The sequence below is a fragment of the Pseudomonas sp. S44 genome, from assembly GCF_016624805.1.
Lineage (GTDB): Bacteria > Pseudomonadota > Gammaproteobacteria > Pseudomonadales > Pseudomonadaceae > Aquipseudomonas > Aquipseudomonas machongensis.
The window spans coordinates 39,989-56,203 of the sequence record NZ_JACVTY010000012.1 but is presented as its reverse complement, the minus strand read 5'-3'; the positions used below and the strand labels follow the sequence as shown (position 1 = coordinate 56,203).

The window sequence follows — 16,215 nt, the reverse complement described above, 5'->3', positions numbered from 1 at the left end:
TGTCACGGGTAATGGGTAGGGCCGGCGCTCAGAAGAAGGCGTCGACGCGGAAATAGATCGGGTGCTCGCGGCGGGTTACCGCATCGGGGCGCTCCAGCGAACGGGCAAAGGTTGCGCTGGCAGCGAAGTACTGGCCGCGCACATTGAACTCCAGGGCATTGCCGCTCAGGCGCCCATGGTCCTTGCCGTTGCCATGCTGGCCCTTGATCACACCGGCGTCGTAGGCGAACGCCATGCCGTATTCGCGCAACCAAGGCTGCAGCGCAGCCCAGGTGACCGGCCGACGCCAGCGCAACTGGTTGCGCCAGTAGCCGCCGCTGTCGCCGGTGAGGGTCTGATCCTTGAAGCCACGCACCGAGGTCAGCCCGCCGACACTGATGCGCTGGGCACTGTAGAGCGCGTCCTCGCTGCGCTGGCCGGTGGCCAGGCTGTCGAAGCTGAACTGCTCGCCCCACAGCTGGAACGGCTGCAGGTAGCTCAGGGTCAGGGTGTACTTGTTGTAGCGCGACACCGGTTCGTTGCCGTGGGGGTCGCCTGCGCCCTGGGCGTCGAGCGCGCCGATGCCCTGCTGCCAGCCGGCATCGAGGTTGACGAAGGCATTGCCGATGCGTCGGCCGTGGTTGACACCAAGCTGACGCTCGGTGATGCGGGTGCTGGAGACATCGATCAGGGTGTCGTCAAGGTAGTTGCGCGCACGCAAGTGGCTCACCCCGATATTCACCGCCGTCTTGCTCAGGCTGTCGCGGTGGATCACCCGTTCGGCCTGGAACTGGTGCACGCTGTTGTCGCCGTCGAGCTTGAAGGGAAAGCCGCTGGAGGTGTCGCGGGTGCGGTAGTAGTTGTGGTTGTAGCTGTAGTTGAAGGTCCACCAGCCCCACGGCAGGCTGTAGTTCAGGCCATGGCTGTCGGAATGGCGCCAGTGGTCGCTGACCACATCACGCCCGCCCCTGAGGCTCAGCTGATCGGCCAGGCCCAACGGGCTGTCCCACTCCAGGCCCAGGTTCATCTGTTGCTCGCCGCTGCTGGCATCACCATTGTTGTGGCGGCTGGCCGAGACTCGCCAGGGTTTGTCACGCTGGCCCTTGAGCTGCACGCGGCTACCGCCGACTTCCTGGCCTGGCACCAGCTCGACTTCGACCTGACGCGACGGCAAGCGACCAAGCTGGTCGACCATCTGCTCCATGTCGCGCAGGTTGAGCACTTCGGAGACCTGGCCGGGGAAGGTCATGGCCATTTCCCGTGGGCTGGCGAGCGCTGAGCTGTCCAGGCCTTCCAGGCGTCCTTCGACGATGATGATCTGCAGGATGCCCGAACCCAGGTCCTGCTGCGGCAGGTAGGCACGGGTGGTCAGGTAGCCACGGTCGATGTAGTGATCGGTGATGCGCTTGAGCAGGCCGTTGAGCTCGCCCACCTGCAGGCACTTGCCTTCATAGCCCTCGACCAGTGCCTGGCGCTGCCGCTCGCTGAGCAGGGTCGCACCTTGCAGCTCGACGCTGCGGATCTGGAAGCACCGCCCTTGCTCCGAGGGCACCACGGGGGCCTGAGGGGCCTGCTTGCCGGGCAATTGCTGCAGTTCCTCAAGGCGCTTGCGCTGCTCTTGCAGAAGGTTTTCCTGACGGTCACGAATCAGGTCGCGGTCGCCGGGAGACTGGAAGGGGGCGGCACTGGCAAGCAGCGGCAGGAGCGCAAAGCCGGTCGCCAGCGCACGGAGGAAGAGGGACATGCAAGTAATCCGTCACTTGAGAACTGATCGCATCACTGCGAAAGGGTGCGCAGGATACAAGAGCAGAACCACGCCATCAATGCGCCACTTAGTGCTTTGCGACGAACGCTGATTCGTTTCCGTGCTTGGATAGCGAAGGGATGCGGGTCGGGGGGATCGGGCGGGGTTTCGGGCAATTGCTACAGAATGAAAAAAGCCCGCCAGTGTGATAGCGGGCAAGGACCTACGAAGATTCTTCTAGCGACCAACCAGGCTCTGTCTGAAATGTATCTGCACTCGCCCATACTGCGTTGAAACGGCGCTCGGAATGCTCATTTACAACCCGTAAACTCCGCTTCCTCGCCCCGTTTCGCCTTGCCTGGCCTTCGCGCAGACACATTTCAGCCAGACCCTAGCTCCCACGATAGGTCGAATAACTGTACGGCGAGATCAGCAGCGGCACGTGATAGTGCTCCTGCCCTTCATCGATGCCGAAGCGCAGCACCACGACATCGAGAAACGCCTGGTCAGGCAGTGCAACACCCTTGGCCCGGTAGTAGTCCCCGGCGGCAAACTGCAACTGGTAGACACCGGTACGGTAGTCATCGCCCTGCAACAAAGGCGCATCGACGCGGCCATCGCTGTTGGTCAGTGCGCTGTTCACCAGCTCCAGTTGCTGGCCTTCGACACGGTACAGCTCGACCTTGATCGAGCTGCCCGGGCAGCCGTGAGCGGCATCCAGTACGTGTGTGGTCAAACGTCCCATTTGCTTGTCGCCTCTTGTCGTTTGCATGGGCAGAAAATACACGGCATGCACCAACACGAGGCTGACGAAATGCCGGAATGGGCTCATTAAGACACTTTCGATTCAGATTGTACACAATTTTTTGAACCCCGCTGCGCACCGCTCACACCAGGCCTTCCGAGCATGAGCATCCATCGCAAATACAGGGCCTGTGCAGCAGGCCGAGGTATTATCTGACCGATCAGGCAGGTTTCTTGCAGTGCTTTTCCAGCCTGAGTTTGAGGCGACAAGTGGGAAGAAATGCGGAAAAACGGGCTTACAAATGGTCAAATAAGTTGTATACAATCATCCCATCCGGTGCGTGCGACAACCCGCCGCGGTCCACCCACCACCCGCACCTACGAACATAAGGAAGACTGCAGTGAGCGCTGACTACCCTCGCGACCTGATCGGTTACGGCAACAACCCACCTCACCCGCAATGGCCGGGCAACGCCCGCATTGCCCTGTCTTTCGTGCTCAACTACGAAGAAGGTGGCGAGCGCAACATCCTGCACGGTGACAAGGAGTCCGAAGCCTTCCTCTCTGAAATGGTGGCTGCCCAGCCGCTGCAGGGCGTGCGCAACATGAGCATGGAGTCGCTCTACGAATACGGCAGCCGCGCCGGGGTGTGGCGCCTGCTCAAGCTGTTCAAGGACACCGGCGTACCGCTGACCGTGTTCGCCGTGGCCATGGCCGCCCAGCGCCACCCGGACGTGATCCGCGCCATGGTCGAGGCCGGCCATGAGATCTGCAGCCACGGCTACCGCTGGATCGACTACCAGTACATGGACGAGGCGCAGGAGCGCGAGCACATGCTCGAGGCCATCCGCATCCTCACCGAACTGACCGGCGAGCGCCCGCTGGGCTGGTACACCGGGCGAACTGGCCCGAACACCCGGCGCCTGGTGATGGAGGAAGGCGGCTTCCTCTACGACAGCGACACCTACGACGACGACCTGCCCTACTGGGAACCGAACAACCCCACCGACAAGCCGCACCTGGTGATCCCCTACACCCTGGACACCAACGACATGCGCTTCACCCAGGTGCAGGGCTTCAACTGCGGCGAGCAGTTCTTCCAGTACCTCAAGGACGCCTTCGACGTGCTCTACGAAGAAGGCGAGCACGCGCCGAAGATGCTCTCCATCGGCCTGCACTGCCGCCTGGTCGGCCGCCCCGCGCGCCTGGCCGCGCTCAAGCGCTTCGTCGAGTACGCCAAGAGCCACGAGCAGGTCTGGTTCGCCCGTCGCGTGGACATCGCCCGCCATTGGCACGCCACCCATCCGTACAAGAAAGAGAACGCCTGATGACCGCTTTCAACACCCTCAAGCCCTCGACCCTCGGCCGTGACGCCTTCGTCGCGGCCTTCGCCGACATCTACGAGCACTCGCCGTGGGTCGCCGAAAAAGCCTACGCGCTGGGCAACCTGAGCGAGCTGGACGAGATCGAGGTGCTGCACCAGCGCATGAGCGACATCCTGCTCAGCGCCAGCCACGCCGAGCAACTGGCGCTGATCAACGCTCACCCGGACCTGGCCGGCAAGGCAGCGGTGCAGGGCGAACTGACCGAATCGAGCACCAACGAACAGGCCGGCGCCGGCATTCACCAGTGCACTGCCGAAGAGTTCGCACGTTTCACCGAACTCAACGACGCCTACAAGGCAAAATTCCAGTTTCCGTTCATCATGGCGGTCAAGGGCAGCAACCGGCACCAGATCCTCGCCTCCTTCGAAAAGCGCATCCACAACGACACCGATGCCGAATTCAAGGAAGCGCTGGCGCAGATCAACCTGATCGCCCTGTTCCGCCTGCTGCAGCTTTGAGGACCAAACCCGGACTGGCCCGAGTGCGTGACGCGACCGCACCCAGGGCCTGCCCGAACGAGGTCCGCCCTACATACCGATAACGAATACAGAAGAGATAACCGCATGCGTACCCTGATGATCGAGCCCCTGACCAAAGAAGCCTTCGCCCAGTTCGGTGACGTGATCGAAACCGATGGCAGCGACCACTTCATGATCAACAACGGCTCGACCATGCGCTTCCACAAGCTCGCCACGGTCGAGACCGCCGAGCCGGAAGACAAGGCGATCATCAGCATCTTCCGCGCCGACGCGCTGGAGATGCCGCTGACCGTACGCATGCTGGAGCGCCATCCGCTGGGCAGCCAGGCTTTCATTCCGCTGCTCGGCAACCCCTTTCTGATCGTGGTCGCGCCAGTTGGCGATGCACCTGTATCAGGCTTGGTCCGAGCCTTCCGCAGCAACGGCAGGCAGGGCGTTAATTACCATCGCGGCGTCTGGCACCACCCGGTGCTGACGATCGAAAAGCGGGATGACTTCCTGGTGGTTGATCGCAGTGGTTCCGGCAACAACTGCGACGAGCATTACTTCACCGAGGAACAGATGTTGATCCTCAATCCCCACCAATAAGAAAAGGTCGGTCATCCCGGGTCTCGGCCTGTCGGTGATCGGCAGAGGTACATACTGTGGAAGCACACCTTCACGAATGGCTGAACCTGAGCATTCGCTGGGTTCACATGATCACCGGCGTAGCCTGGATCGGTGCATCGTTCTACTTCGTCTGGCTGGAGAACCACCTGAATCGAAGCAACCCGCGCGATGGGTTGTCAGGTGACCTCTGGGCCATCCATGGCGGTGGTATCTACCACCTGGAGAAATACAAGCTCGCACCACCGAAAATGCCCGAGAACCTGCACTGGTTCAAATGGGAAGCCTACTTCACCTGGATGTCCGGGATCGCCTTGCTGTGCGTGGTGTTCTACTGGAACCCAACCCTGTACCTGCTGGCACCTGGCAGCACCCTGAGCGGCGCCGAAGGCGTAGCCATCGGCATCGGCTCGCTGGTCGTCGGCTGGTTCGTCTACGACTTCCTCTGCGACTCACCACTGGGCAAGCGCCCCGCCCTGCTCGGCGCCGTGCTGTTCGTGCTGATCATCGCGGCATGCTGGGGCTTCAGCCTGGTGTTCAGCGGTCGTGGCGCGTACCTGCACACCGGCGCGATCATCGGCACCATCATGGTGGGCAACGTGTTCCGCATCATCATGCCGGCCCAGCGCCAGCTGGTGGCGGCGATCGAGAACAACCAGACCCCTGATCCGGTACTGCCGGCCAAGGGCCTGCTGCGCTCGCGACACAACAACTACTTCACCCTGCCGGTGCTGTTCATCATGATCAGCAACCACTTCCCGAGCACCTACGGCAGCCAGTACAACTGGCTGATCCTGGCCGGGATCGCAGTGGCTGCGGTACTGATCCGTCACTATTTCAACACCCGCCACGACAGCAACAAATACGCCTGGACCCTCCCTGTAGGTGCCCTGGCGATGATCTGCCTGGCCTATGTGACCGGTCCCAAGCCGCTGCCGACCTCGCCCGAGCAGGCTGCTGCGAAGATCGAGTACCAGCCATTGCCCGCCACTGCAGTCGGCGGCAAGACCGCTGCCGAGCTACGCGCCGAGGAAGCTGCCAAGGCTGCCCAGGCACCTGCCGAAGCGCCGGCCCAGGCCACCGCCCAGGCTGCGCCCGGCAACTTCGAGAAGATCCACGACGTCATCCAGGAACGCTGCACCGTGTGCCATTCGTCGAAACCGACCAGCCCACTGTTCAGCACCGCCCCGGGCGGCGTGATGTTCGACACCCCGCAGCAGATCCAGGCCCAGGCCGCGCGCATCCAGGCGCAGGCCGTCGCCAGCCAGATCATGCCGCTGGGCAACATCACCCAGATGACCGTCGAGGAACGCAAGCTGGTCGGCGACTGGATCGCCAAGGGTGCCCCGGTCAACTGACACCGCACATTCTGTTTGTGGGAGCGGGCTTGCCCGCGTAGAGGCCGGTGTTGCCGGCCTCGCTTCCAATGAAACACCGTAACAAGCAAGCATCGAGCGTACGGCTCCATCCGGAAACCCCAGGTCCTTCAACCGAAGCGCCTGCCGCCTGGAGCCGCCCGCTTGGATCCGAGAATAAAAACAAAACTCGAGGTGCTGCATGTCCGAGTCACCCAAGGCGTTCATCCCCGTTGCGCCGCCACGACAGCCCCTGCCCCTGTTCCAGCTGATCCTGGTGGGCCTGCAACATGTCCTGCTGATGTACGGCGGCGCCATCGCCGTGCCGCTGATCATCGGCCAGGCCGCCGGGCTGTCCCGTGAAGAAGTCGCCTTCCTGATCAACGCCGACCTGCTCGTGGCCGGTGTCGCTACCATCATCCAGTCGTTCGGCATCGGCCCGGTGGGCATCCGCATGCCGGTGATGATGGGCGCAAGCTTCGCCGCCGTCGGCAGCATGGTGGCCATGGCCGGCATGCCCGGTGTGGGTTTGCAGGGGATCTTCGGCGCGACCATCGCCGCCGGGTTCTTCGGCATGCTGATCGCGCCGTTCATGTCCAAGGTGGTGCGCTTCTTCCCGCCGCTGGTCACAGGTACCGTGATCACCTCCATCGGCCTGTCGCTGTTCCCGGTCGCGGTCAACTGGGCCGGCGGCGGGCAACAGGCGGAAACCTTCGGTTCGCCGATCTACCTGATGGTCGCAGGCCTGGTGCTGGCCGTGATCCTGCTGATCAATCGCTTCATGCGTGGCTTCTGGGTCAACGTGTCGGTGCTGGTGGGCATGGGCCTGGGTTATGTGCTGGCCGGTTCCATCGGCATGGTCGACCTGTCGGGCCTGAACGAAGCGCCGTGGCTGCAGGTGGTCACGCCACTGCACTTCGGCATGCCGACCTTCAGCCTCGCGCCGATCCTGTCGATGTGCCTGGTGGTGGTGATCATCTTCGTCGAGTCCACCGGCATGTTCCTGGCCCTGGGCAAGGTGACCGACCGCGAAGTGACACCCGGCATGCTGCGTCGCGGCCTGCTGTGCGATGCCGGCGCCTCGTTCGTGGCCGGTTTCTTCAACACCTTCACCCACTCCTCCTTCGCCCAGAACATCGGCCTGGTGCAGATGACCGGGGTGCGCTGCCGCTATGTCACGGTGGTCGCGGGCGCGCTGCTGATCCTGCTCAGCCTGCTGCCCAAGGCGGCCTTCCTGATCGCCTCGATCCCGCCTGCGGTACTGGGCGGCGCATCCATTGCCATGTTCGGCATGGTCACCGCCACCGGCATCAAGATCCTCCAGGAGGCCGACATCAGTGATCGGCGCAACCAGTTGCTGGTCGCGGTCAGCGTCGGCTTCGGGCTGATCCCGGTGGTGCGTCCGGAGTTCTTCGCGCAGATGCCCCAGTGGATGGAGCCCATCACCCACAGCGGCATCGCCATGGCCACGCTCAGCGCCCTGATACTGAACGTGCTGTTCAACATCCTCGGGGGCGCCGAACGCGCGGCCCACAACGAGGCCTGTCACCCGCACTGAGTCAGCGGGCGGCGCCCTGGCCGCCCGTCTCGTCCAAGCAGTGAAACGCAGTACCGGCGGCCCACGGGAGCGGGCCGTCCGGGGCGCCTGCGCGCCGAAGAAACCTCGAACAACAACAAGAACACGGGAATTCGCACATGAAGCGCACCACCTCGTCCCTGCTGCTGGGCAGCAGCCTGCTGGCCACCCTCCCCGCGTTCGCGGGCGACTGGCTGCAATGGCACGGCGAAAGCCTGACCTACCTCTACGGCAAGGATTTCAAGGTCAACCCGGACATCCAGCAGACCATCACCTTCGAGCACGCCAACAAGTGGAAGTACGGTGACACCTTCCTGTTCATCGACAAGATCTTCTACAACGGCAAGACCGACGCCAGCAAAGGCGTGAACACCTACTACGGCGAGTTCAGCCCGCGCCTGTCGTTCGGCAAGATCCTCGACCGAAAACTGGCCTTCGGCCCGGTCAAGGACGTGCTGCTGGCCATGACCTACGAGCGTGGCGAAGGGTTGAACGCCGCCTACCTGATCGGCCCCGGGTTCGACCTGGACATCCCTGGCTTCAACTATTTCTACCTCAACATCTACCTGCGCAACACCGAGGGCAGTCGCCCCGGCGACAACGTCTGGCAGTTCACTCCTGGCTGGTCGTACACCATTCCCCTGGGCCGCTCCGACCTTCTGATCGACGGCTACATGGACTGGGTGACCGACAACGACCAGACCCGCCGCGGCACCTACCACGCCAACCTGCACTTCAACCCGCAGGTCAAGTACGACCTGGGCAAGGCCCTCAACCTGGGCGCCAAGCAGTTGTATGTCGGGTTCGAGTACAGCTACTGGAAGGACAAGTACGGCATCGACAGCCGCGGCAATCTGCAGAGCAACCAGAGCGTGGCCAGTGCGCTGGTCAAGGTGCATTTCTAAGAACCTGACCGAACGCCCAATTTTGTATCACCGCGCTCCAGGACGGAGCACTTGAGGACCGGCGCGCAAGCCAGTAATCTGCGCGCCCCCTCGCTCAGGGCAGGCCGGATCCTGCCCGCGTTTACTGACCGCTCAGTCAATGAATTCGGGCGGTTGGTCGATGTTTTGCCAGCCAGAAACACCCTTTTCATCCGTTCAGAACGACGTCGAGCAGGATGGTTGTGACCAACCCGGAAAGTTGGCGCAGCACTTGCCAGAGAGCTGTGGCCAACCCGAAAAAACTGACCCGAAAGACAAGAAAGGCGCCGACACGAGCGCTGACAGCAACATCCAATCAAGGGAGCGACACACGCAATGCGCATCATCAACAGCCTGATCCTCGCCGGCGGCCTGCTCGCCTGCGGCACCAGCTTCGCCGACGACCTGCTGCAGTGGCAGACCAACAGCCTGACCTACCTCTGGGGCAAGAACTTCAAGGTCAACCCCGAGACCCAGCAGACCGTCACCTTCGAGCACGCAGATGCCTGGAAGTACGGCGACAACTTCATCTTCGTCGACAAGATCTTCTACCAGGGCAAGAAAGACGCGAACAACGGCCCGAACACCTACTACGGCGAGATCAGCCCACGCCTGTCGTTCGGCAAGATCTTCGACCAGAAGCTGGAGTTCGGCCCGGTCAAGGATGTGCTGCTGGCCATGACCTACGAGTTCGGCGAGGGTGATACCGAGTCCTACCTGATCGGCCCTGGCTTCGACCTGGCGATTCCTGGCTTCGACTATTTCCAGCTGAACTTCTACCACCGCACCACCGATGGCAGCCGCCCGGGTGATCACGTCTGGCAGATCACTCCAGTGTGGTCCTACACCATTCCCGTGGGCTCATCGGATGTGCTGATCGACGGCTTCATGGACTGGGTGGTGGACAACGACGAGAACAGCCGTGGCAGCTACCACGCCAACCTGCACTTCAACCCGCAGGTCAAATATGACCTGGGCAAGGCATTGCACCTGGGTGAGAAGCAGTTGTACGTCGGTATCGAGTACGACTACTGGAGCGACAAGTACGGGATCAAGGACAGCGATGCCTTCACCACCGACCAGAACACCATGAGTTTCCTGGTCAAGGTGCACTTCTGATCTGAGCGGTGGGTCTGCTTAGCGGGTAAAACCGCGAAGCAGACCCACCGATGATCACGCTGCTGGCCGCAGCATCCGCCACAACTTGCCAGCCACACTTACCACCGCCAGCACCACCGCCCCGGCTAACACTCCCAGCACACCGTTGATCAACGCCCCGGTCAGTGCCCCGCCACGTCCGTCGGCAAAGGCCTCGATGGCGTGATGCAGCGGCGCGATGCCGTGCACGAGAATGCCGCCACCGACCAGGAACATGGCCGCGGTGCCGATCACCGACAGACTCTTCATCATGTAGGGGGCCGCACGCAGGATGCCATTGCCGACCGCTTGTGCCAGGCTCGAGCCCTTGCGGGTCAGCCACAGCCCCAGGTCATCGAGCTTGACGATTCCGGCCACCAGCCCGTACACACCCAATGTCATGACCACGGCAATGCCTGACAGCACGATGATCTGCTGGCTCAGCGGCGCATCGGCCACCGTACCGAGGGTGATGGCGATGATTTCGGCGGAGAGGATGAAGTCCGTGCGCACTGCGCCCTTGATCTTGTTCTTCTCGAAGGCGACCAAGTCGACATTCGCATCGGCCACGGCCTCCTTGCGCGCCGTGTGCTGCGCCTGATCCTCCTCCTTGCTGTGCAGGAACTTGTGCGCCAGCTTCTCGAAGCCCTCGAAGCACAGGTAGGCACCCCCAAGCATCAGCAACGGCGTGACCGCCCAGGGGATGAATGCACTGATTAACAGGGCAGCCGGCACCAGGATCGCCTTGTTCAGCAGCGAGCCCTTGGCCACCGCCCAGACCACCGGGATCTCCCGCTCGGCCCGTACCCCGGTCACCTGCTGGGCGTTGAGCGCCAGGTCATCGCCCAGCACGCCTGCGGTCTTCTTCGCCGCGACCTTGGTCATCAGCGAAACATCGTCCAGCACCGTGGCGATGTCGTCGATCAACACCAGTAAGCTGCTTCCTGCCATGTCGTTGTGTTTCCAATGATTGCAAAGGTCCGATTCTAGCCCAATGCCGTCGCCTTGAGCCGCTCTCTGGGCCGGTGCTACCATGCCCGACGCTCTCAGGGTCTGTATGAAAAGCCTTGAGACGAAGGTCAGGCAAGGCGAAAACAGCCGAGGAAGCGGAGTTTACGGATTGTAAATGAGCATTCCGAGGCTGTTTTCAACGCAGCATCACCGAGTATCAAGGCTTTTCGTACAGAGCCTAGAGGCGGCCAGTCACAGGAAGATTCATAGACCATGAGCACGATTCGCGAGCGCAACAAGGAACTGATCCTGCGCGCGGCCAGCGAGGAATTCGCCGACAAAGGCTTCGCCGCCACCAAGACCAGCGATATCGCTGCCAAGGCCGGTCTGCCCAAGCCGAACGTCTACTACTACTTCAAGTCGAAAGAGAACCTCTACCGCGAGGTGCTCGAGAGCATCATCGCGCCGATCATGCAGGCGTCCACGCCGTTCAACGCCGATGGCGATCCCAAAGAAGTGCTCAGCGGCTACATCCGCTCGAAGATCCGCATCTCCCGCGACCTGCCCCATGCCTCCAAGGTGTTCGCCAGCGAGATCATGCACGGCGCCCCGCACCTCTCGCCTGGGCAGGTCGAGCAGCTCAACGAGCAGGCGCGACACAACATCGAGTGCATCCAGCGCTGGATCGAACGCGGCCAGATCGCCCCGGTCGATCCACATCACCTGATGTTCAGCATCTGGGCGGCGACGCAAACCTACGCCGACTTCGATTGGCAGATTGCCGTGGTGACCGGCAAGGCCAAGCTCGCCGACAGCGATTACGACGCCGCCGCCGAAACCATCATCCGCCTGGTGCTCAAGGGGTGTGAGCCCGAGGCGGCCTGACGGTCGGCGTACACCGCTCCCACCCGTGGCCGACGGGCCTTGGCGGGAGCGCAGGCCAGCGCAGTATCAGACAGCTACCCCAGCATCAGCCGTAAGCCCCAGCGCCTCGATGGCAGTGATTGCGCACTGCTCGTCGATGTCCGACGTGTCCCCGCTGATCCCCACCGCACCCAGCACTTTCCCCGCCTGATCACGGATCAGCACCCCACCTGGTGCGGGTACCACCGACCGCTCGCCCAAGCCGTTCAACGCCGCGAAAAACGCCGGTCGCTGCTGTGCATCCAGCGCCAGCAGGCGTGACCCCTTGCCCAGGGCCACAGCCCCCCAGGCCTTGCCCATCGCCACTTGCGGACGTAACAGACTGGCACCGTCCTCGCGTTGCAAGGCCAGCAGATGGCCGCCGGCATCCAGCACCGCCACGGTCAGCGGTGCGGCGTCGATCTTGCGCCCGGCGGCAAGGGCGGCGGCGACCAAGGTGTTGGCGACGTTGAGCGTCATTGCGTTCATGGAAAGGTCCTCTTCTTGTTGTGAGAAGCCCTGATGGGCAGTTGAAAACCGATAAGCAAATAGAACACAACAGAAAGTTTTTTTGTATACAATATTTTTGAACGATCGTACTCCAACAGATAGAACGCCTTTTCTGTGGGGTTTCCAGCGAAAGCCAATCGACCCGATGAAAATGCATTGACCTGAAGCTCAGAGCGTGAATACACTTTGGCGCAAAGCAAGTTGTATACAATTACAAAATCGATGAGGCACAAATCATGAGCAAAATGAGAGCAATCGATGCAGCCGTTCTGGTCATGCGCCGTGAAGGCGTAGAGACGGCATTCGGCATTCCCGGGGCTGCCATCAACCCGCTGTACTCGGCCCTGAAGAAAGTCGGCGGCATCGATCACGTCCTCGCTCGCCACGTCGAAGGTGCCTCGCACATGGCCGAGGGCTACACCCGCGCCAACCCAGGCAACATCGGTGTGTGCATCGGCACCTCCGGCCCAGCCGGCACCGACATGGTCACCGGCCTGTACAGCGCCTCGGCCGACTCCATCCCGATCCTGTGCATCACCGGCCAGGCCCCCCGCGCCCGCCTGCACAAGGAAGACTTCCAGGCCGTCGACATCACCAGCATCGTCAAGCCGGTGACCAAGTGGGCCACCACCGTGCTGGAGCCGGGCCAGGTGCCCTACGCCTTCCAGAAAGCCTTCTACGAGATGCGTACCGGCCGCCCAGGCCCGGTGCTGATCGACCTGCCATTCGACGTGCAGATGGCCGAAATCGAATTCGACATCGACGCCTACGCGCCACTGCCGGTACACAAGCCTTCGGCCACGCGTATCCAGGCCGAGAAAGCCCTGGCCCTGCTCAATGACGCCGAACGTCCGCTGCTGGTTGCAGGTGGCGGCATCATCAATGCCGACGCCAGCGACAAGCTGGTCGAGTTCGCCGAACTGACCGGCGTGCCAGTGATCCCGACCTTGATGGGCTGGGGCACCATCCCTGACGACCACGAACTGATGGTCGGCATGGTCGGCCTGCAGACCTCGCACCGCTATGGCAACGCTACCCTGCTCAAGTCCGACCTGGTGTTCGGCATCGGCAACCGCTGGGCCAACCGCCACACCGGCTCCGTCGATGTCTACACCGAAGGCCGCAAGTTCGTGCATGTCGACATCGAACCGACCCAGATCGGCCGTGTGTTCACCCCTGACCTGGGCATCGTCTCCGACGCCGGCGCTGCGCTGGACGCCTTCCTGGAAGTGGCCCGCGAATGGAAAGCGGCCGGCAAGCTCAAGTGCCGCAAGGCCTGGCTGGAAGATTGCCAGCAGCGCAAGTCGAGCCTGCAGCGCAAGACTCACTTCGACAACGTGCCGGTCAAGCCGCAGCGCGTATACGAAGAAATGAACCAGGTATTCGGCAAGGACACCTGCTACGTCAGCACCATCGGCCTGTCGCAGATTGCCGGCGCGCAGTTCCTGCACGTGTACAAGCCGCGCCACTGGATCAACTGCGGCCAGGCCGGCCCGCTGGGCTGGACCATCCCCGCGGCCCTCGGCGTGGTCAAGGCCGACCCGAAACGCAAGGTGGTGGCGCTGTCGGGTGACTACGACTTCCAGTTCATGATCGAGGAGTTGGCGGTCGGTGCGCAGTTCAACCTGCCCTACGTCCATGTGCTGGTGAACAACGCCTACCTCGGCCTGATCCGCCAGGCCCAGCGTGGCTTCGACATGGATTACTGTGTACAACTGGCGTTCGAGAACATCAACTCCAGCGAAGCCGGCAGCTACGGCGTGGATCACGTCGCCGTGGTCGAGGGCCTGGGCTGCAAGGCGCTGCGCGTGTTCGAGCCGGGCGAAATCGCCCCTGCCCTGCTCAAGGCGCAGAAAATGGCCGAAGAGTTCCGCGTGCCGGTGGTGGTCGAGGTGATTCTCGAGCGCGTCACCAACATTTCCATGGGTACCGAGATCAACGCGGTCAACGAGTTCGAAGACCTCGCGCTGGTCGGCAACGACGCGCCGACCGCCATCTCGCTGCTCGACTGATTGCCGACGCCCCCGCGCAGGCTGCCGGGGGCTTTCATCTGCAAGGAGACAACCATGCCTCGCTTCGCTGCCAACCTGTCCATGCTGTTCACCGAACAGGACTTCCTGGCCCGCTTCAAAGCCGCCGCCGACGCGGGCTTCAGCGGTGTCGAATACCTCTTCCCGTACGATTTCAGCGCCAGCGAGATCAAGCAGCAGCTCGATGCCCACGGCCTGACCCAGGTGCTGTTCAATCTGCCTGCAGGCGACTGGGCCAAAGGTGAACGCGGCATCACCTGCCACCCCGACCGCATCGAAGAGTTCCGCGCCGGCGTCGACAAGGCCATCGAATACGCCAAGGTGCTGGGCAACAAGCAGGTCAACGCCCTGGCCGGTATCCGCCCACAAGGCCTGCAGTGCGCCGAGGTGCGCAAGACCTTCGTCGACAACCTCAAGTACGCCGCCGACAAGCTCGAAGCCGCCGGGATCCGCCTGGTCATGGAGATGATCAACACCCGCGACATCCCAGGCTTCTACCTGAACACCACCGCCCAGGCCCTGGAGATCCAGGCCGAGGTGGGCAGCGCCAACCTGTTCCTGCAGTACGACATCTACCACATGCAGATCATGGAGGGTGACCTGGCGCGGACCCTGGAAACCCACCTCAAGCAGATCAACCACATCCAGCTCGCCGACAACCCCGGCCGTCACGAGCCGGGCACTGGCGAGATCAACTACCGCTTCCTGTTCGAGCACCTGGACCGCATCGGTTACCAGGGCTGGGTGGGTGCGGAGTACAAGCCCAAGACCACCACCGAGGCCGGGCTCGCCTGGCTGAAAACCCATAACGCGATCTAACGAACACAGTCGCTCCCTGTAGGAGCGGGCTTGTCCCGCGATGGCGCCCGCAAGGACACCTCCGTCGGCTGACCTGCCGCATTCGCGGGCAAGCCCGCTCCCACAAGGCGCTCAGTTCGCTTGAGATATCACAAATACAAAGAGGCACATTCTCATGGCTAAAATCGGTTTCATCGGCACCGGCATCATGGGCAAGCCCATGGCCCAGAACCTGCAGAAAGCAGGTCACAGCCTGTTCGTCTCCACCCACCACGACGCCGCTCCTGCCGACCTGGTCGCCGCAGGTGCCGTGGCCCTGGCCAACCCTAAAGAGGTGGCGCAGGAAGCCGAATTCATCATCGTGATGGTGCCCGACACCCCGCAGGTCGAGAGCGTGCTGTTTGGTGAAAATGGCGTCGGTGAAGGCGTCGGCCCGAACAAGGTGGTGATCGACATGAGCTCGATCTCCCCCACCGCGACCAAGGCCTTCGCCGAGAAAATCAAGGCAACTGGCGCCACCTACCTGGACGCCCCGGTATCCGGCGGTGAAGTCGGCGCCAAGGCCGCAACCCTGAGCATCATGGTCGGCGGCTGCCCGAAAGCCTTCGAGCGCGCCCTGCCGCTGTTCGAAGCCATGGGCAAGAACATCACGCGCGTCGGTGGCAACGGCGATGGCCAGACCGCCAAGGTGGCCAACCAGATCATCGTCGCCCTGAACATCCAGGCCGTCAGCGAAGCGCTGCTGTTCGCCGCCAAGAACGGCGCCGACCCGGCCAAGGTGCGCGAAGCGCTGATGGGCGGTTTCGCCTCCTCGAAGATCCTCGAAGTCCATGCCGAGCGCATGATCAAGGGCACCTTCGACCCGGGCTTCCGTATCAGCCTGCACCAGAAAGACCTCAACCTGGCCCTGCAGGGTGCCAAGGAGCTGGGCATCAACCTGCCCAACACCTCCAATGCCCAGCAGGTGTTCAACACCTGCGCGGCCCTGGGTGGCAGCAACTGGGACCACTCGGCACTGATCAAGGGGCTGGAGCACATGGCCAACTTCTCGATTCGTGACGACAAGTGATCTTGATGTAACCCTCAAGGGCCTCT

The 16,215-nt window shown here is 62.5% G+C and carries 15 protein-coding genes; 11 read left to right on the top strand and 4 right to left on the bottom strand.

The window, feature by feature from the left end; all coding sequences use genetic code 11:
* Nucleotides 1-28: 28 nt before the first annotated feature.
* Both IAE40_RS11605 and uraH read right to left on the bottom strand, forming a co-directional pair.
* On the bottom strand, nt 29-1,723 hold the full coding sequence (locus IAE40_RS11605; protein ID WP_200603195.1) for a ShlB/FhaC/HecB family hemolysin secretion/activation protein: 1,695 nt from the start codon (nt 1,721-1,723) through the stop codon (nt 29-31).
* Nucleotides 1,724-2,114: 391 nt separating this feature from the next.
* Nucleotides 2,115-2,468 carry a hydroxyisourate hydrolase gene (uraH, locus tag IAE40_RS11600; RefSeq protein ID WP_054893660.1) on the bottom strand — a complete coding sequence of 118 codons (354 nt, stop codon included), beginning with the start codon at nt 2,466-2,468 and terminating at the stop codon, nt 2,115-2,117.
* A 400-nt stretch (nt 2,469-2,868) separates the two neighbouring features.
* On the opposite strand from uraH, the gene puuE reads away from it, so the two are divergent.
* The 7 genes from puuE (at nt 2,869) to IAE40_RS11565 (ending at nt 9,910) form a co-directional block, all read left to right on the top strand.
* Nucleotides 2,869-3,795 (top strand): allantoinase PuuE, encoded by a 927-nt coding sequence (puuE, locus tag IAE40_RS11595; protein WP_054893659.1) that lies wholly within the window; start codon nt 2,869-2,871, stop codon nt 3,793-3,795.
* Entirely contained in the window at nt 3,795-4,310 is a 516-nt protein-coding gene (uraD, locus tag IAE40_RS11590; protein ID WP_054893658.1) for a 2-oxo-4-hydroxy-4-carboxy-5-ureidoimidazoline decarboxylase, read from the top strand. The genes puuE and uraD overlap by 1 nt, the downstream gene beginning before the upstream one ends.
* 105 nt (nt 4,311-4,415) lie before the next feature.
* On the top strand, nt 4,416-4,919 hold the full coding sequence (locus IAE40_RS11585) for an ureidoglycolate lyase (RefSeq protein ID WP_054893657.1): 504 nt from the start codon (nt 4,416-4,418) through the stop codon (nt 4,917-4,919).
* Between the two features lie 56 nt (nt 4,920-4,975).
* Entirely contained in the window at nt 4,976-6,295 is a 1,320-nt protein-coding gene (locus IAE40_RS11580) for a urate hydroxylase PuuD (RefSeq protein ID WP_153773389.1), read from the top strand.
* Between the two features lie 199 nt (nt 6,296-6,494).
* On the top strand, nt 6,495-7,850 hold the full coding sequence (locus IAE40_RS11575; protein ID WP_197892484.1) for a nucleobase:cation symporter-2 family protein: 1,356 nt from the start codon (nt 6,495-6,497) through the stop codon (nt 7,848-7,850).
* 137 nt (nt 7,851-7,987) lie between these two features.
* Nucleotides 7,988-8,773: an outer membrane protein OmpK gene (locus IAE40_RS11570; RefSeq protein WP_063543971.1), complete on the top strand. Its 786-nt coding sequence runs from the start codon at nt 7,988-7,990 to the stop codon at nt 8,771-8,773.
* Nucleotides 8,774-9,127: 354 nt separating this feature from the next.
* On the top strand, nt 9,128-9,910 hold the full coding sequence (locus IAE40_RS11565) for an outer membrane protein OmpK (protein WP_054893653.1): 783 nt from the start codon (nt 9,128-9,130) through the stop codon (nt 9,908-9,910).
* A 54-nt stretch (nt 9,911-9,964) separates the two neighbouring features.
* Here IAE40_RS11565 and IAE40_RS11560 read toward each other — a convergent pair whose 3' ends face one another.
* Nucleotides 9,965-10,879, bottom strand: coding sequence for a DUF808 domain-containing protein (locus tag IAE40_RS11560; protein ID WP_200603194.1), 915 nt, complete (start codon nt 10,877-10,879; stop codon nt 9,965-9,967).
* 273 nt (nt 10,880-11,152) lie between these two features.
* Here IAE40_RS11560 and IAE40_RS11555 point away from each other — a divergent pair, with 273 nt between their 5' ends.
* Complete coding sequence (locus tag IAE40_RS11555; protein ID WP_054893651.1) at nt 11,153-11,764, top strand: TetR/AcrR family transcriptional regulator; 612 nt, start codon at nt 11,153-11,155, stop codon at nt 11,762-11,764.
* Nucleotides 11,765-11,830: 66 nt separating this feature from the next.
* On the opposite strand, the gene IAE40_RS11550 is transcribed toward IAE40_RS11555, so the two are convergent.
* Nucleotides 11,831-12,271, bottom strand: a complete 441-nt coding sequence (locus IAE40_RS11550) for a GlcG/HbpS family heme-binding protein (protein ID WP_054893650.1) — start codon at nt 12,269-12,271, stop codon at nt 11,831-11,833.
* A gap of 257 nt (nt 12,272-12,528) precedes the next feature.
* Here IAE40_RS11550 and gcl point away from each other — a divergent pair, with 257 nt between their 5' ends.
* The 3 genes from gcl (at nt 12,529) to IAE40_RS11535 (ending at nt 16,189) form a co-directional block, all read left to right on the top strand.
* Nucleotides 12,529-14,304 carry a glyoxylate carboligase gene (gene gcl / locus IAE40_RS11545; protein WP_063543967.1) on the top strand — a complete coding sequence of 592 codons (1,776 nt, stop codon included), beginning with the start codon at nt 12,529-12,531 and terminating at the stop codon, nt 14,302-14,304.
* Nucleotides 14,305-14,358: 54 nt separating this feature from the next.
* Nucleotides 14,359-15,141: a hydroxypyruvate isomerase gene (gene hyi, locus IAE40_RS11540; RefSeq protein ID WP_063543965.1), complete on the top strand. Its 783-nt coding sequence runs from the start codon at nt 14,359-14,361 to the stop codon at nt 15,139-15,141.
* A 154-nt stretch (nt 15,142-15,295) separates the two neighbouring features.
* Nucleotides 15,296-16,189 carry a 2-hydroxy-3-oxopropionate reductase gene (locus IAE40_RS11535; protein WP_197892482.1) on the top strand — a complete coding sequence of 298 codons (894 nt, stop codon included), beginning with the start codon at nt 15,296-15,298 and terminating at the stop codon, nt 16,187-16,189.
* The last annotated feature ends 26 nt before the right edge of the window (nt 16,190-16,215 follow it).

Excerpts from the sequence above, each read along its gene's own strand:
- IAE40_RS11605 (WP_200603195.1), bottom strand. The coding sequence starts at position 1,723 with ATGTCCCTCTTCCTCCGTGCGCTGGCGACCGGCTTTGCGCTCCTGCCG.
- uraH (WP_054893660.1), bottom strand. The coding sequence starts at position 2,468 with ATGGGACGTTTGACCACACACGTACTGGATGCCGCTCACGGCTGCCCG.
- uraD (WP_054893658.1), top strand. The coding sequence starts at position 3,795 with ATGACCGCTTTCAACACCCTCAAGCCCTCGACCCTCGGCCGTGACGCC.
- IAE40_RS11585 (WP_054893657.1), top strand. The coding sequence starts at position 4,416 with ATGCGTACCCTGATGATCGAGCCCCTGACCAAAGAAGCCTTCGCCCAG.
- IAE40_RS11575 (WP_197892484.1), top strand. The coding sequence starts at position 6,495 with ATGTCCGAGTCACCCAAGGCGTTCATCCCCGTTGCGCCGCCACGACAG.
- IAE40_RS11570 (WP_063543971.1), top strand. The coding sequence starts at position 7,988 with ATGAAGCGCACCACCTCGTCCCTGCTGCTGGGCAGCAGCCTGCTGGCC.
- IAE40_RS11565 (WP_054893653.1), top strand. The coding sequence starts at position 9,128 with ATGCGCATCATCAACAGCCTGATCCTCGCCGGCGGCCTGCTCGCCTGC.
- IAE40_RS11560 (WP_200603194.1), bottom strand. The coding sequence starts at position 10,879 with ATGGCAGGAAGCAGCTTACTGGTGTTGATCGACGACATCGCCACGGTG.
- IAE40_RS11555 (WP_054893651.1), top strand. The coding sequence starts at position 11,153 with ATGAGCACGATTCGCGAGCGCAACAAGGAACTGATCCTGCGCGCGGCC.
- IAE40_RS11550 (WP_054893650.1), bottom strand. The coding sequence starts at position 12,271 with ATGAACGCAATGACGCTCAACGTCGCCAACACCTTGGTCGCCGCCGCC.
- gcl (WP_063543967.1), top strand. The coding sequence starts at position 12,529 with ATGAGCAAAATGAGAGCAATCGATGCAGCCGTTCTGGTCATGCGCCGT.
- hyi (WP_063543965.1), top strand. The coding sequence starts at position 14,359 with ATGCCTCGCTTCGCTGCCAACCTGTCCATGCTGTTCACCGAACAGGAC.
- IAE40_RS11535 (WP_197892482.1), top strand. The coding sequence starts at position 15,296 with ATGGCTAAAATCGGTTTCATCGGCACCGGCATCATGGGCAAGCCCATG.